This is a genomic window from Brevibacterium casei CIP 102111 (assembly GCF_900169275.1).
Lineage (GTDB): Bacteria > Actinomycetota > Actinomycetes > Actinomycetales > Brevibacteriaceae > Brevibacterium > Brevibacterium casei.
The window spans coordinates 22,175-35,914 of sequence record NZ_FXZC01000006.1 but is presented as its reverse complement, the minus strand read 5'-3'; the positions used below and the strand labels follow the sequence as shown (position 1 = coordinate 35,914).

The following is a 13,740-nucleotide window of genomic DNA, read 5'->3' as shown; positions in this document are numbered from 1 at the left end:
CCCAACGGGCGGAAAGTGATTCAGAACAGACCCGAGACCCCGAGCCGACCACACCGACCCGAGCACGGGTCGACTCCCAGTCGCCCGCACTCGAGTCACCGCTCAGTCACGGTGGAGCCAGGCCTCGTAGATCTCGCGCTTGGACAGACCGAAGCGCTTGGCGATCTGCCCGGCCGCCTCCTTCGCCCTCACCCCCGAGGCGACGAGGGTCTCCATCTCGCCGAGGTGATCCTCCGGAGCCGTCTCCACCTCGGTGGCGCCTGAGAGGACGAGCGTGAGTTCGCCGCGCAGCCCGTCTGCGGCGAGGTCGCGCAGCGACCCGACGGTTCCGCGCAGGGTCTCCTCGAACGTCTTCGTCAGCTCCCGGCTGATGCTCATCGGGCGGTCGGGACCGATGACGGAGAGCAGGTCGTCCATCGTCTCGGCGATGCGGTGGGGGCTCTCGAAGAAGACCATCGTGCGCTTCTCACTCGCGAGCTCCTCGAACAGAGCAGTCCGCGCCCCCGACTTGCGCGGGATGAAGCCCTCGAAGCTGAAGCGATCACTCGGCAGACCCGAGACCGCAAGCGCCATGAGGACCGCGGACGGTCCGGGTGTCGCGGTGATCGGCAGCCCCGCCTCGGCGCACGCTTTGACCACCCGATACCCGGGGTCGGAGACGGCGGGCATGCCGGCGTCGCTGAGGAGGACGACGGTCTGACCTGCGCGGATGAGGTCGACGATCTCCGGTGCCCGCCCCGCCTCGTTGTGGTCGAAGACGCTGATGACGCGCTTCGTGTGGCTCAGTCCCAGCCGCTGGGCAAGCGAAAGGAACCGACGGGTGTCCTCGGCGGCGATGACATCGGCGGTTTCGATCGCCTGCCGCATCCGCGGTCCCGCATCGCCGAGGTTGCCGATCGGAGTCCCGACGAGGATGAGTCGCCCGCCGGCCGGGTCGAAGTCGGGGGCGTCGCGGTCGCCCGCAGGCCCGAGATCGTCGCTTTCACTCAGCGGACCGAGAGCTGTGTCCGTGTCGTCCGCGTGAGGCGCACCCGAGGTGGGAGAGGGGCTCAACTGTAGGACGTGGTTCCGGCGAAGAGCCCGAAGCCGAGGACGGCGACGAAGAAGAAGATGTAGACGACCCAGAAGAGGATCCACAGTGCGGTGCCGATGTAGCCGACCCAGAGGGCGGCAACTGCCATGCCGTCGCCGCGTTCTCCGCGTTCCCGGATCTGCTTGCGGGCGATGTGTCCCATGACGATGCCGGCGATTCCGGCAAGGAAGATGCTCGAGACGACGCCGAAGATCGAGGCGACGAGCGCGATGATCGCGAGAGTGTTCGTCGGTGGCAGAGCCTGATAGGCGACTCCCGCGCTGCCGTAGCTCGACGCGGAACTGTAGTTCGCCGGCTGGTAGCTGTTCGATCCGTAGTTGTCAGCGGGTTGCCCGGACTGGGGCTGCTGGTAGTACATGTCTGGGTTGTTCCAGTTGTTCTGGCTGCTCATGGCTTCTCTCCTCGGGGTCACCACCAACGGTACAGAGACAATCATCTCGGCAAAAGGCGAGCGTGTTGCAATCCTGCATCGTCGTCGCAGTCCACACATGCGAACACAGCACAGTTCACCGTGACGAACACGGGCGGGAGCGCGCGCCGGTTCCGGTTGACGGCAGAAGCACACGTGCACGCCAACCAGATCAGAATGCCGTCCAGGTCGGAGTGCAGACCGGATTAGGGCGCCGGCAGCGCCGAAACGCACGTGTCACTGATTCGCCGCGGCTCCGTTTCACGGCACCACAGCGCGTCACAAGTCCAGCTCACCACAGGGAGTCACTGGCCCTGGGCGCCGTTCGTCGTCCCGACATCCTCGCCGGTCCGCCCACCGGTTCAGGACGTCATGCGCCAGATCATGAGGTCGTCGACAGCAGCGCGAGAATGCCGACGCCGACGACCGCGGCAACGATGATGGCGAGGAGGCCGAGTCCGATGCTGATGTACCCCATGATGAGGCCGGCCATCGCCTGCCCTCGGCCGTCTTCGCCGGAGCGTTTGATCTGGCCCAGGGAGACGTGGCCGAAGATCACCGCGAGGAACGGGGCGATCCAGAGGAACATGAGGATGAAACTGAAGAACCACCCGATGAACGGGATCATCGACAGCAGTCCGCAGACGAACCCGCCCGCCAATCCGATGATGCCCATCCACATCGCCCAACCGGCGAGGCCGTTCGACTTGCGGTAGACGACCATCGGCGTTCCGTACGTGCCGTAGGTGACCGGCTGGCTGTAGGACGCCGACTGAACCGAATACGGCTGCCCGCCCGATGGTCCCACCGAATCGAGGTACTGACCGTAGTCGGTGTACTGCCCACCGCCGTACCCGGCCTGCGACGGGTCGCCATACCCGCTCTGACCGTATCCGGCCTGGCCGGAGCCGTACCCGGCCTGACCGGAGCCGTAGGGCGACGGGGAGGCCCCAGCCCCCGAGCCGAACTGCTGCGACCCCACCTGCGGAGGATCGCTCGGGCGGTAGTCCGGGTTGTTCGACACTCTCATCACCGTCTTCGCTCGTGTGCTGGGGCGCTCGCACCCGTACCGGTGCGATAGCCGTAGTCTCCACCCTAACCGCCCCGGCTCTCCCGCGGTACCGTCAGCCCGGCCACTCCGCTCCGCGTGCACGGAGCTCAGCACGCCCGGAGAGGTCTTGCTCCGCTCCTGGCACTCCTCGGACACGACGCATCCGAGGCTGAGCGGCTTCCGAGTGTCCGCACCCTAGACTTGGCCGTGATGACAGCACCCGCAGATCCCCCGACGCCGAGGCGACCGACCGATCCCCGATCCGGTTCGACCTCCCCGTCCGCCCCGCACCCGACCGCGGGCGCCGCAACCGACTCCGCCCCCACGGCCACCGCCACGAAGGACCGTCAGCCCGCGTCGGGCCGGATCGCCAAGGAGGAGCGGGCCCGACGCCGCGAGCAGATCCTCGCCGGCGCCGCCGCGCTGCGCCGGAAATCCTTCACCGCCGGCATGTGGGCGACGCGGGCGCCGGTCTGGATGTGGCCGACCCTCATCGTCATCACCGTCATCAGCGGCATCCTGCGCCTCTTCCGGCTCGAATTCCCCGGCCGCCTCATCTTCGACGAGACGTACTACGTCAAAGACTCGTACTCGATGATCACCTACGGATACGAGCGCTCCTGGCCCGAGAACGCCGACGCCTCCTTCAACGCCGGCGACCCGAGCGTCATCGGGTCGGCGCCGGCGTACGTCGTCCATCCGCCGCTGGGCAAATGGGTGATCGGGCTCGGCATCGATCTCTTCGGCGCCGACGATTCCTTCGGCTGGCGATTCTCCGTCGCCGTCGTCGGCACGCTCACGGTCTTCCTCATGGGGCTTGTCGCCTGGAAGCTCTTCCGCTCCGCGTTCTTCGCGTGTGCGGCGGCGGTCCTCATCTCGATCGACGGCGAGCACTTCGTCCATTCCCGCACGAGCCTGCTCGACATCGTGCTCATGGCCTTCATCCTCCTCGCCTTCTGGTTCATCCTCCTCGACCGCGAGCAGGTGACGAAACGCCTGGCCCGCTGGGCAGCCGACACCACGGACGGCGTTCCCGTGGCCGCCCGCGGCCGCCGGTCCGCCGATGCCGAGCGCGCGGACCTCATCAACTTCGGCCCCCGCCTCGGCGTGCGCCCCTGGCTCATCGCCGCCGGCATCGCACTGGGCATGGCGACGGGCGTGAAATGGTCGGGCCTCTACGCGCTCGCGGCCTTCGGCATCCTCGTCGTCGCGTGGGACGTCCACTCGCGCTACCGGGCCGGCGTCGTCCATCCGTGGCTCGGTGCCCTCATCCGCGACAGCGTCCCGTCGTTCCTCAAGCTCGTGCCCACGGCGCTCATCACCTATATCGCGACGTGGACCGGGTGGATCCTCTCCGACGACGCATGGAACCGGCAGTGGGCGGCCGAGACCCCCGGCTGGTGGCAGGCCCTGCCCTCGTGGCTCGACTGGCTGCCCTCGCTCGCGCAGTACCACTACACCGCGTACTCCTTCCACGTCGGCCTCGACGCCGAGCACCCCTACATGTCGAACCCGTGGGGCTGGATCGTCCAATGGCGGCCGACCTCGTTCTACTACGAATCGCTCAGCCGCGGCGACCTCGGCTGCGCGGCGGCGAAGTGCTCCTCGGCGATCACCTCGGTGGGCAACCCCGTGATCTGGGGACTCGCCCCTGTCGCGCTCCTCGTCGTCCTCGCCGCGTGGATCGTGCGCCGCGACGTCCGCGCCGGGGTCATCCTCTCCGGACTCGCTGCGACCTGGCTGCCGTGGTTCGCCTACCAGGATCGGACGATCTTCACCTTCTACACGATCGTCATGGTCCCCTTCGTCGTCCTCGCGCTCGTCTACTGCCTCACCCTCCTCTGGGGCCGTCGCACTCCGAGCCCTCCGTTCGCCCCGCAGATCCGTACGTCGACCACGCCCGTCCCCTCCCCCGCCGAGGCGGGTCCCGCCACCGAGCCGAACCCGACGTCCGCCGCCGCTGCCTCTGGTCCCGCCGAGGCGCCCGCCACCGACTCCGACGCACCGACCACGCCACCGACCGACGACCAGCCTGCGTCGCCGACGCACCGCGGGCGCCTGGGCTCGCGCCCCCCGGGGCCGCTGCTCGGCCGCCGACTCGCCGTCGGCGCAGTCCTCGCCGCAGCCGTCCTCGCCTTCGCGTACTTCTGGCCGATCTACACCGGCGAGGTCATCCCCTTCGAGGCGTGGAACAACCGGATGTGGAACGTCACCTGGCGCTGATCTGAACCGGACATGACCTCGTCGTCTGTCCGACACCGATCGTTCACCTCCCGGACACGACCCGTCGTTAGCGTCGGGGCATTGTGACTGACGAAGCGACACTGAACCACCCAGCACCCACCTCGGCGAATCCCTCTTCGGATACCGGCCCCGGACCAGGGGTCGTCGCCATCATTCCCGCCCGTGGAGGATCCAAGGGGATCCCGCTGAAGAACCTCCAGAAGGTCGCCGGCGTCTCCCTCCTCGCCCGTGCGATCAACGCGGCGAAGGCCACGCCGAGCATCGACCGGGTCGTCGTCTCGACCGACCATGAGGGCATCGCCGCCGAGGCGGTCCGGGCCGGCGCCGAGGTGTCGCACCGTCCCGCAGAGATCGCCGGGGACACGGCGACGAGCGAATCGGCGATCATCCACACCCTCGGCGACCTCGGTGAGGACTACGGGGTGACGGTCTTCCTCCAGTGCACCTCGCCGTTCATCGACTCGGCGTCGATCGACAACGCCGTGTGCCGAGTCCGCGACGACGAGGACGACGTCGTCTTCTCCGCTGTCGAGGACCACTCGTTCCTCTGGCGCCTCGGCGACGACGGGGAGGCGGTCTCCGTCGGCCATGACAAGGCGTTCCGTCCGCGGCGGCAGGACCGCCCCAAGCACTACAACGAGACCGGAGCGTTCTACGTCATGCGCACCGCGGGACTGCTCGAATCCGGGCACCGCTTCTTCGGCCGGGTCGGCATCGAAGAGGTTCCGCCCGAGCATGCGAGAGAGATCGACGACATGTCCGACCTCACCCTCGTCCGCGCGATCGCCTCGACGCAGGAGACCGCGCAGGTCATCGACGTCGATGCGCTGGTGACCGATTTCGACGGGGTCCACACCGACGACGGTGCCTACGTCGACGAGGACGGCAATGAGCACGTCCGCGTCCACAGGGGCGACGGAATGGGGGTCTCACGCTTGGCGAAAGCAGGTTTCCCTGTCATGATTCTCTCAAAGGAACGCAACCCCGTGGTCACCCGCAGGGCGGAGAAACTTCATATTGGCGTAACCCAGGGTGTCGACAATAAGTCGGAGGTCCTGCGGTCGTGGATCGACGAGCAGGGCCTGGACGCAGCACGCGTGGCCTATGTCGGCAACGACATCAACGACCTCGAAGCCTTCGACGTCGTCGGCTGGCCCATCGCCGTCGCGGACGCCCACCCCAAGGTGCTCGCGGCAGCCCGAGTGGTCCTCGACCGACCGGGCGGGCGGGGTGCGGTCCGGGAGGTCTGCGACCTCATCCCGGTCCGCGCCTGAGGCCGCCGTTCGGCTCGGCGCAGAGCCGAAGCCGCCCGGGCCCCGTCCCCCACCGACAACTTCACACGGAACAGCACCACCCACCCCAGCGCGGAGGCATCGCACCGCGTTCGAAACGAAAGCAGGACTCATGACTGATCACATCGCCCCCGTGGCCATCGGCGACCAGCTCGTCGGCCCGGACCAGCCCGTCTACATGATCGGCGAGATCGGCATCAACCACAACGGCGACGTCGAGATCGCCAAGCAGCTCATGGATGCCGCTGCCACCGCAGGCGCTCAGGCCGTGAAGTTCCAGAAGCGCAACCCCGATGTCGCGGTCCCCGAACACCAGAAGTCGAAGATGCGTCAGACCCCGTGGGGCGAGATGACCTACCTCGACTACAAGTTCCGCGTCGAGTTCGAGAAGGACGAGTACCAGGAGATCGACCGGTACGCGAAGGAACTCGGCCTGCAATGGTTCGCCTCGCCGTGGGACACCGACTCCGTCGACTTCCTCGAGAACGAGTTCGACGCCCTCACCTACAAGGTCGCCTCGGCGTCGCTGACCGACTTCGAGCTGCTGCGTGCGATCGCCGCGACGGGCAAGCCCGTGCTCTGCTCCTCGGGCATGTCCGACTGGGCGACGCTCGACGCCGCCGTCGAGGTCTTCGACAAGGACCGGCTCGTCCTCATGCACGCGACCTCGACCTACCCGCTGCCGCCGGAGGAGGTCAACCTCCGCGCGATCCCGGCGATGGTCGAGCGCTACGGCGTGCCCGTCGGCTACTCCGGCCACGAGCTCGGGCTCGAGATCTCGTTCGCCGCGGTCGCCCTCGGCGCCGTCACCGTCGAACGCCACATCACCCTCGATTCGACGATGTGGGGCTCGGACCAGTCGGCGTCGATGGAGCCGCGCGAATTCTCCTCGCTCGTCAAGGGCGTCCGCGTCCTTGAGAAGGCCATGGGCGACGGCGTCAAGCGCGTCATGCCCGGCGAGGAGTCGAAGATCGAATCTCTGCGCAAGGTCACTGCCTGAGCTGAGGCACTGAGCTGAGGCACTGAGCTGAGGCACCGCACTCACGGAACTGCCCCGAAGCCGCACGGCTCCGGGGCAATTCTGCGTCCGTCACCGGGTGCGACCCAGGCGCCGCACGCGCCGCCTCAGTCCCTTCGCCGCCTTGGCCATGGCCGAACGCGCCTCGGCCTGTGCCGTCCTTCCGGCCAGCGAGCGCAGGTCGTTCTCGGCACGTTCGGCACGCGCACGCAACCCGTCCCGCTCATGGGCGAGTTCCCTCGTCGCCGCCGTCGCCTCGTCGACGGCCGACTGCGCGGTCTCGAGCGCCGCCTGTGCCGTGTCGCGTTCGGAAGTGACCCGCTCGAGCGTTGCGCGGTCGGCACCCGCCTCTCGGCGCACCCGGGCCAGCGCCCGCGTCTGTGCGACGCCTGCCTCCTCCGATTCGGCGACCGCCGCGAGGTGGAACTCCTCTGCGCGCACGTGGTCTGCGCTCCGGGTCCGGACCGCTCGCCGCGGCCGACCGGACTCCCCCAGAGCTTCCCCGATGGCCCGATGATTGTCCCGGGTCACCTCGCAGAACCGCTCCCTCGTCGCCGCGAGGTCCTCCTGCAGGTCGACACCGTAGGAATAGGCGTCCATCACCGCCGCAACGATCCGGTCCGCGAGAACGCGGGCGCGTCGGCCGACGCTGCCGTCGCTCGTGTCCGCACCGCACGCGCCCGTGCCTCGCGCGACGTCAGCGCCCAGCCTTCCCGCCTCGGCGGCCCTTTCCTCGGGACCGCCCGCGACCATTCCTTCGGGTCCGACCGGGACGACGAACTCGGGATGGCCGATGTCGTGGGCGAAGTACCCGAGCTTCGCGTGGAGATCGAGCGAGAGAGGGATCGAACCGACCCCGAAGGGGATCATCTGCGCATGACCCCGGCCGCCGAGGACGTAGGGAACGGAGGAGAAGAGTGTGAACCCTGAGAAGAAGCCGATGTCCGCACCCCACAGGCGGATCTCCTCGACCTCGGGCACCTCCGCGCGGAGACGGCGTGACACCTCGGCGTCGTCAGGATGGAAGGGCACACTGAGGACTCTCCAACCGTCCGCGACGAGCGCGCGGGCGCTGTCGACGACGGCCCGGTGGATCACCTCGGCGTCGTAGCCGGCCGCCTGCTGTCGGCCGTGGACGAGCATCTGGATCGCGATGAGCTTCTCTCGGGGATCCGGTCGGCTCCCCTGCAGCGGTTCGTAGAGCAGACCACCCAGGGTCGTCGGACACGGCTGGAAGTCGATCGGCACCGCTGAGGGACCGAGAAGCGCCGACATCGACGCGATGCTCCCCGAGTTCCGCAGACCGAAGAACACCGACTGCTCACGGACCTGCTCGACGTGGGTGCGGAGAAGATCGTCGAACTCCGGTTGACCGGGGAACCGATTGTCACCCACGGCGTAGACGATGAGGGGAACCTCGATCCCAGCCAGCGTCTCGGCGGAGATCTTCCACTGCCACCCGGAGAGCCGATTGGGATTCGTGTCCTGGAGGAACAGTCCCCCGCCGCCGAGGACGACGGCATCGGCGCGGGCGTTGATCCGGTCGACCAGGCCGCCGTCGACCTCCCGCCGCAGAGCCGCCGCCGAGGTGAACGCCGCCTCACCGTCGAAGGCGCGGAAGGCGTCGCGGACGACGGGGAAGAGCGCTTTGTCCCCGTAGTTGCCCCAAGTCGGGATGTCGAAGTGGAAGAGATCCGCCATAGAACGACTGTAGTGGACCCGACCGAATGGCAGATGAATGCGCCAGGCCGCTGTCTGCCACCGAACCGTCGACCCAGACAACTGGAATGCGAACTTCGGGTGAATAGCACGCGCAGTCTGGTTCACCGGTGAGTCACCGCGAGTTACCCGACCCTGTCTACCATCGTCTGAGCACATGCACGCGTCGTGCTCCCCCGCGGCCGTGCTCAGCAGCGAAAGGACCCCATGACCACTCCCCTGACCAGCGTCATCATTGCGGCGAAGAACGCCGAACAGACCATAGGGAGCAGTCTCAAGAGCTTGACCATGCAGGGGTTCGCCCCCGATGAGCTGGAAGTCATCGTCGTCAACGACGGCTCGGAGGATCACACGGCCGACGTCATCGCCGAATACGAGAACAGGCTCAACCTGGTGACCATCGAGAATCCCGCGTCGCTCGGAGTCTCGGCATCCCGCAACCTTGCCCTCGAAGCATCGACGGGTCAGACGATCACCTACCTCGATGGTGACGACTGGTATGCGCCGGGACACCTAAGGAAGATGACTGACGCAATCACCGGGCTGGGTGTCGACTTCGTCAAGATCGACTACGTGCTCGTCGAAGGCACGAAGCGCAGCCTCAGTCAGGCGCCCTGTGCCGTCCGGAACCGCGCGCTCAACCCGCGCGACTACATCATGCCGGCGAACATGCCGACGATGGTCGACTATCCGGCCTGTTGGACGGGCATCTTCACCCGCAGCATGGCCGATCGCGGCCTGCTCACCTTCGACCCCGCGCTGCGGACCTGCGAGGACAGGCCGTGGACCTGGCGGCAGCACCTCGAGTCCGATTCGTTCGCCGTCATCAACTCGGCAGGTCTGTGCTACCGCAAGGGGATGTCGACCTCGCTGACCTCGATCTACGACGAAAGGCAGCTGGACTTCATTCCGGCGTTCCGGACCGTCTTCGCGATGCTGGAGAACGACCCGGAGATCGACGAATTCGAGACCAAAGCGGTGAGGAACTTCCTCTCGATCCTCTACCACCAGCTTGTCAGGCGATCGGACCAGATGACGACCGAGGTCAAGCAGAAGCTCCTCGCCGGGGCCACGACGAACGTGAAGATGATCAAGCCCGAGTTGGTCGAGAGGGTGGTCGAAAGATTCGGCGACGACCGGGTTCCGGTCATCGCCCCGGTACTCAGGAGGGCACAGGCATGACACAGCTCATCCAGATCTCGACGCTGTATCAGCTCGCGAACGTTGCTGCGAACATCGATGCGGGCCACTTCGGGCCAGCTGACGAACGCCGCATCCTGGTCGTCGCCAACAACGCCTACGCGCCCGAGATCACACCCTCGGCGACAGATCTTCTCGGCTCCGCGACCCTGCTCAGCCGCTTCGACTCGGTGGTCGACTGGAACGCGGCCATCTGGCCGAGCCACCCCAAGCAGTTCGGGGTCTCGCCCACTCGCGCACCGATCATGCGTGCGCTGCTCGAGCGGCTGTGGTCGTTGTCGCCCGACGAGGACATCTCACTCGTCGTCGAATCGCTGCCCGGTCATCCTGCACACGCACTCACTCAGGTCTTCGCCGACGCACTCATCTCTGTGCACTCCGATGGCCTCATGAGCTATGGCCCCATCCGCAACCCACTCGGACGCCCGCTGTGGCAGCGCCTCGAGAACGCCCACTACACCGATCTGCTGCCGGGGGTCATGCCACGCCAGCTCGCCGAACATGCGCCCAATCGCATTGCCCTGACCGTCGACGAGCTGCGACCGGTCATCGAGGAGATGGCTCGTGAATCCGACGAAGCGCTCGAGGCCTCAGGCCTATCGGAGCCGATCGACGACAGCGCCCTCGTTCTCGGCCAGTATCTCGCAGAGATCGACCTCATCACCGAAGAGGAGGAGATCCAGCTTCACCTCGACATGCTCGACGAGGTGAAGACGCGCGGTGTGAGCACGGTGATCTTCAAGCCGCACCCGACCTCGGCCCGAACGGTCGTCGAACCGCTGAGGCGTCGCGCCGAGTCCCTCGGCCTGCGCTTCGTCCTCGCCGATGTTCCCGTCCTCGCCGAGGTGGTGGCCTCGAGGACGCAGCCCCGTCTCGTCGTCTCGTGCTTCTCGACCGGACTGGTGACCACGCAGGCACTGTTCGGAACCGAGACTGCGGCCGTCGGCACGGAACTGCTCCTCGAACGCATCGCCCCGTATCAGAACAGCAACCGCATCCCGCTGACGATCGTCGACGCGCTCAACCGCGGCGGCTACTCCCTCACCGACCGTCCGAACGGCCGCGGTCTTCGGGACTTCAACGCCCTCATCGACGCCGTCACCTATTGCATGCAGTCGAACATCATGGCGCATCTGCGGGAGCCGGCGATCAGCTTCCTCACGCGTGCCCTCGGGACCGACGACATGGTCTACTTCAAGCGCAAACGCCTCACCCGACTCGACCTGCCGGGCAGCCTCGAAGCGTCGAGCCGCGGGCGGGTCCTGAGGACGGGGAAGCGCTTTCTGCGCAAGAACGCTAAATCGGCGCTGTCGAAGCTCGACAAGCGCGGGATCAAGATCGACGTCGCCAAACTGACCGGACGCCGCTGAGATGCCGCGAACGGCCATCGCCTTCGTCGAATCGCCGTTGCAGTTCCTCTCTGCCCTCGAAGCCCACGACCCCGAGGGCGACCTCCTCATCCGGGCGCGGGCGAACGCGAAGGGGATGTCCTCGTTCCTCGACGCCTTCGACCCGGAGTGGCTCCCCGCGAACGTCCGCCTCGAACGCCAGGGGGCGAAGCCGGGGATCCTCCGGTCCCTCAACCCCTCGGTCATCTACCTCGGCGACCCGTGCTCCGGACAGATCCACAAGGCTCTGTCCGTGGCCTACCTCGAGCGGAAGATGCCGCACATCGTCCTCCTCGACGACGGGTTGGCGACCTATTCGACGATCGAGACGCTCGCTGCCAAGCGCGGGCCGCTCGTCCGTCCCAGGCAGAAGCTCAAGGCCCACCGGGCTGTCATGGCCGCCTACATCGCCGACCGTCTGCGCGGCCTGGCGGGTTCCGGACGGCTGCGGTGGCACACCGCGCTGCCGGTGCCGAAGGGACTGCGCACCAAGTTCCTCCGCGCCGGGGGCGAGATCACCCGGCATCGCTTCGAGCATCTGCAGTCGCTGCCGACCGGGGGCGGTCACTCTCGTGACACACCGGTGATCGGCTCCGCTCTCGTCGCCGACGGGCTCATCAGCGAAGCCGACTACCGCAGATGGCTCGACGGTCTCACCGCCGCCGGCCCGATCACCTACTACCCGCACCGGCGTGAGACCGATGAGTTCCTCGAGCGCCTCGGTTCCGACGATCGGGTGCGCATCAAGCACGTGGGGCTGCCGATCGAGCTGCGGCTGATCAACCTTCCCCCGGGATCCGTCATCCGCAGCCTGCCGAGCACGGCCGCGGTCTCGCTGTCGGTGCTCAATCCCGATGTGCGCATCGACGTCACCGAGATTCCGGCGGAATGGTGGACCGGCGCCTCACCCGATAGTCTGCGGAAGTCCCTCAACGCGCGAACGGTCACCGGTGATGTCGATTCCTGATTCCCCCGTCCCCCCACTGGAGCCGGACACGGCCTCACTGCCGGTCGCCGACACCGTGGTGCCGTCGCCCGCTGACAGCCCGTCGGGGGCAGCGCATGCCCTCGACACCGACGAGCAGACGATCCCGTCCGGACACGAACCGATCAGCATCGTCTCCGTCTCCGACAGCGAGTCCTACCTCAAATGGGCGACCCAGCTGCTGAGCACACTGCCCGATGTCGAGGCACACGTCTACATCGTCGACAATCCGATCCTGCCGACCGACGAGCAGATCGCCAACGCCGTCGCCGACACCGCATGGGAAGGTCACACCATCCCTGTCGTGTCCCGCAGCGAACTCGGAGCAGTGATCTCCCATCATCGACCGGACATCGTCCTCGGTGCCGCGACGGGCCCGATCGTCGCCCAGCTCTTCCTCACCGCGAGCGCCCTCGAACGACGACCCGCACTCATCTCCGGGCTGCCGGGGATGGGTCTGCCGGCCAGCGGCAAGGGGATGAACTACCGGCGGCTCATGGACGCCTTCCTTGCGCACTCGTTCACCGAGGTGAGCGAATACCGGGCAGTGAGTGCGATGCGACGAGTCCCCGCCGAGATCCTCCTCGGCAGGCTTCCGATGCTCCGCTCGGAATCGCTTCCCGAACCGCCGGCCCCACAGTCGCTGGCCGCAACCCCGCGAACGCTCGTCTTCGCCCCACAGGCGAAGGTGCCGGCGAGCGCCGCGCAGCGGGAGGCGATCATCGCCGCTCTCGCGGAGTTCGCCGAGCGTCATCCCGAGTCGCGGGCCATCGTCAAGATGCGGTCGCGTCCCGGTGAGCATGAGACCCATCACGAACAGCATTCCTACTTCGACATCGTTGCCGACTTCAAGAAGCGCGCAGTTCCCGGGGCCGAGCGGCTCGAGATCGGCTACGGCCCGCTCACTGCGTTCCTCACCCCCGGTGCGGCCCTGGTCACCGTGTCGTCGACAGCCGCTCTCGAGTCGATCGATCGGGGGATCCCGACGCTGCTCATCTCCGACTTCGGGTTCGATCGGGGACTGCTCAACGAGGTCTACGCCGGTTCGGGCGCCGAGGGGACCCTCGCCGACGTTGCGGCCGGGCGGATCGGCTTCCCGGATCGGGCGTGGCTTGCGGAGAACTACTTCCACACCGACGACGGAAGTCTGCGCCGCAGCCTCGGCCTGCTCGCCGTCCGCTCTCGACAGGGGCAGCTGCCCGACAGACGGAGGTCGGTGTGGAAGCAGAAGCGCATGCTCATGCGTGCCGAGGTCCGCACGTTCACGCCGACGCCATTCATCCGGGTGTACCGGAGGATCCGCTACGGCCGCTGAGCGAGCACATCTGCCGACGAACATCG

The 13,740-nt window shown here is 67.3% G+C and carries 11 protein-coding genes; 7 read left to right on the top strand and 4 right to left on the bottom strand.

Translation table 11 applies throughout. The features are described 5' to 3' along the window. Positions 1-102: 102 nt before the first annotated feature. The 3 genes from rsmI to BC102111_RS13665 form a co-directional block, all read right to left on the bottom strand. Positions 103-1,053 (bottom strand): 16S rRNA (cytidine(1402)-2'-O)-methyltransferase, encoded by a 951-nt coding sequence (rsmI, locus tag BC102111_RS13675; protein WP_101624619.1) that lies wholly within the window; start codon positions 1,051-1,053, stop codon positions 103-105. Next, positions 1,050-1,484 carry a DUF4190 domain-containing protein gene (locus BC102111_RS13670; RefSeq protein WP_101624618.1) on the bottom strand — a complete coding sequence of 145 codons (435 nt, stop codon included), beginning with the start codon at positions 1,482-1,484 and terminating at the stop codon, positions 1,050-1,052. Before BC102111_RS13670 ends, rsmI begins: the two co-directional genes overlap by 4 nt. Before the next feature lie 400 nt (positions 1,485-1,884). Beyond that, positions 1,885-2,532: a DUF4190 domain-containing protein gene (locus BC102111_RS13665; RefSeq protein ID WP_232252494.1), complete on the bottom strand. Its 648-nt coding sequence runs from the start codon at positions 2,530-2,532 to the stop codon at positions 1,885-1,887. A gap of 231 nt (positions 2,533-2,763) precedes the next feature. Here BC102111_RS13665 and BC102111_RS13660 point away from each other — a divergent pair, with 231 nt between their 5' ends. The 3 genes from BC102111_RS13660 (at position 2,764) to BC102111_RS13650 (ending at position 7,089) form a co-directional block, all read left to right on the top strand. Then, positions 2,764-4,776 carry a phospholipid carrier-dependent glycosyltransferase gene (locus BC102111_RS13660; protein WP_101624734.1) on the top strand — a complete coding sequence of 671 codons (2,013 nt, stop codon included), beginning with the start codon at positions 2,764-2,766 and terminating at the stop codon, positions 4,774-4,776. A gap of 83 nt (positions 4,777-4,859) precedes the next feature. Then, positions 4,860-6,071 (top strand): acylneuraminate cytidylyltransferase, encoded by a 1,212-nt coding sequence (locus BC102111_RS13655; protein WP_101624616.1) that lies wholly within the window; start codon positions 4,860-4,862, stop codon positions 6,069-6,071. Positions 6,072-6,201: 130 nt separating this feature from the next. Beyond that, positions 6,202-7,089 (top strand): N-acetylneuraminate synthase family protein, encoded by an 888-nt coding sequence (locus BC102111_RS13650; protein WP_009376254.1) that lies wholly within the window; start codon positions 6,202-6,204, stop codon positions 7,087-7,089. A gap of 90 nt (positions 7,090-7,179) precedes the next feature. On the opposite strand, the gene BC102111_RS13645 is transcribed toward BC102111_RS13650, so the two are convergent. Then, complete coding sequence (locus tag BC102111_RS13645; RefSeq protein WP_101624615.1) at positions 7,180-8,808, bottom strand: polysaccharide pyruvyl transferase family protein; 1,629 nt, start codon at positions 8,806-8,808, stop codon at positions 7,180-7,182. A 225-nt stretch (positions 8,809-9,033) separates the two neighbouring features. Between BC102111_RS13645 and BC102111_RS13640 the strand changes: the two genes are divergently transcribed. Genes BC102111_RS13640 through BC102111_RS13625 form a run of 4 tightly spaced genes read left to right on the top strand, consistent with a single transcriptional unit; the run spans position 9,034 to position 13,714 of the window. Further along, positions 9,034-10,008, top strand: a complete 975-nt coding sequence (locus tag BC102111_RS13640) for a glycosyltransferase family 2 protein (protein WP_063250664.1) — start codon at positions 9,034-9,036, stop codon at positions 10,006-10,008. After that, positions 10,005-11,396, top strand: a complete 1,392-nt coding sequence (locus BC102111_RS13635; protein WP_009376257.1) for a polysialyltransferase family glycosyltransferase — start codon at positions 10,005-10,007, stop codon at positions 11,394-11,396. Before BC102111_RS13640 ends, BC102111_RS13635 begins: the two co-directional genes overlap by 4 nt. 1 nt (position 11,397) lies before the next feature. After that, positions 11,398-12,381 (top strand): polysialyltransferase family glycosyltransferase, encoded by a 984-nt coding sequence (locus BC102111_RS13630; protein ID WP_101624614.1) that lies wholly within the window; start codon positions 11,398-11,400, stop codon positions 12,379-12,381. Then, on the top strand, positions 12,368-13,714 hold the full coding sequence (locus tag BC102111_RS13625) for a DUF6716 putative glycosyltransferase (RefSeq protein WP_101624613.1): 1,347 nt from the start codon (positions 12,368-12,370) through the stop codon (positions 13,712-13,714). Before BC102111_RS13630 ends, BC102111_RS13625 begins: the two co-directional genes overlap by 14 nt. The last annotated feature ends 26 nt before the right edge of the window (positions 13,715-13,740 follow it).

Excerpts from the sequence above, each read along its gene's own strand:
- BC102111_RS13640 (WP_063250664.1), top strand. The coding sequence starts at position 9,034 with ATGACCACTCCCCTGACCAGCGTCATCATTGCGGCGAAGAACGCCGAA.
- BC102111_RS13630 (WP_101624614.1), top strand. The coding sequence starts at position 11,398 with ATGCCGCGAACGGCCATCGCCTTCGTCGAATCGCCGTTGCAGTTCCTC.
- BC102111_RS13660 (WP_101624734.1), top strand. The coding sequence starts at position 2,764 with ATGACAGCACCCGCAGATCCCCCGACGCCGAGGCGACCGACCGATCCC.
- BC102111_RS13650 (WP_009376254.1), top strand. The coding sequence starts at position 6,202 with ATGACTGATCACATCGCCCCCGTGGCCATCGGCGACCAGCTCGTCGGC.
- BC102111_RS13625 (WP_101624613.1), top strand. The coding sequence starts at position 12,368 with ATGTCGATTCCTGATTCCCCCGTCCCCCCACTGGAGCCGGACACGGCC.
- BC102111_RS13665 (WP_232252494.1), bottom strand. The coding sequence starts at position 2,532 with ATGAGAGTGTCGAACAACCCGGACTACCGCCCGAGCGATCCTCCGCAG.
- BC102111_RS13635 (WP_009376257.1), top strand. The coding sequence starts at position 10,005 with ATGACACAGCTCATCCAGATCTCGACGCTGTATCAGCTCGCGAACGTT.
- BC102111_RS13645 (WP_101624615.1), bottom strand. The coding sequence starts at position 8,808 with ATGGCGGATCTCTTCCACTTCGACATCCCGACTTGGGGCAACTACGGG.
- BC102111_RS13670 (WP_101624618.1), bottom strand. The coding sequence starts at position 1,484 with ATGAGCAGCCAGAACAACTGGAACAACCCAGACATGTACTACCAGCAG.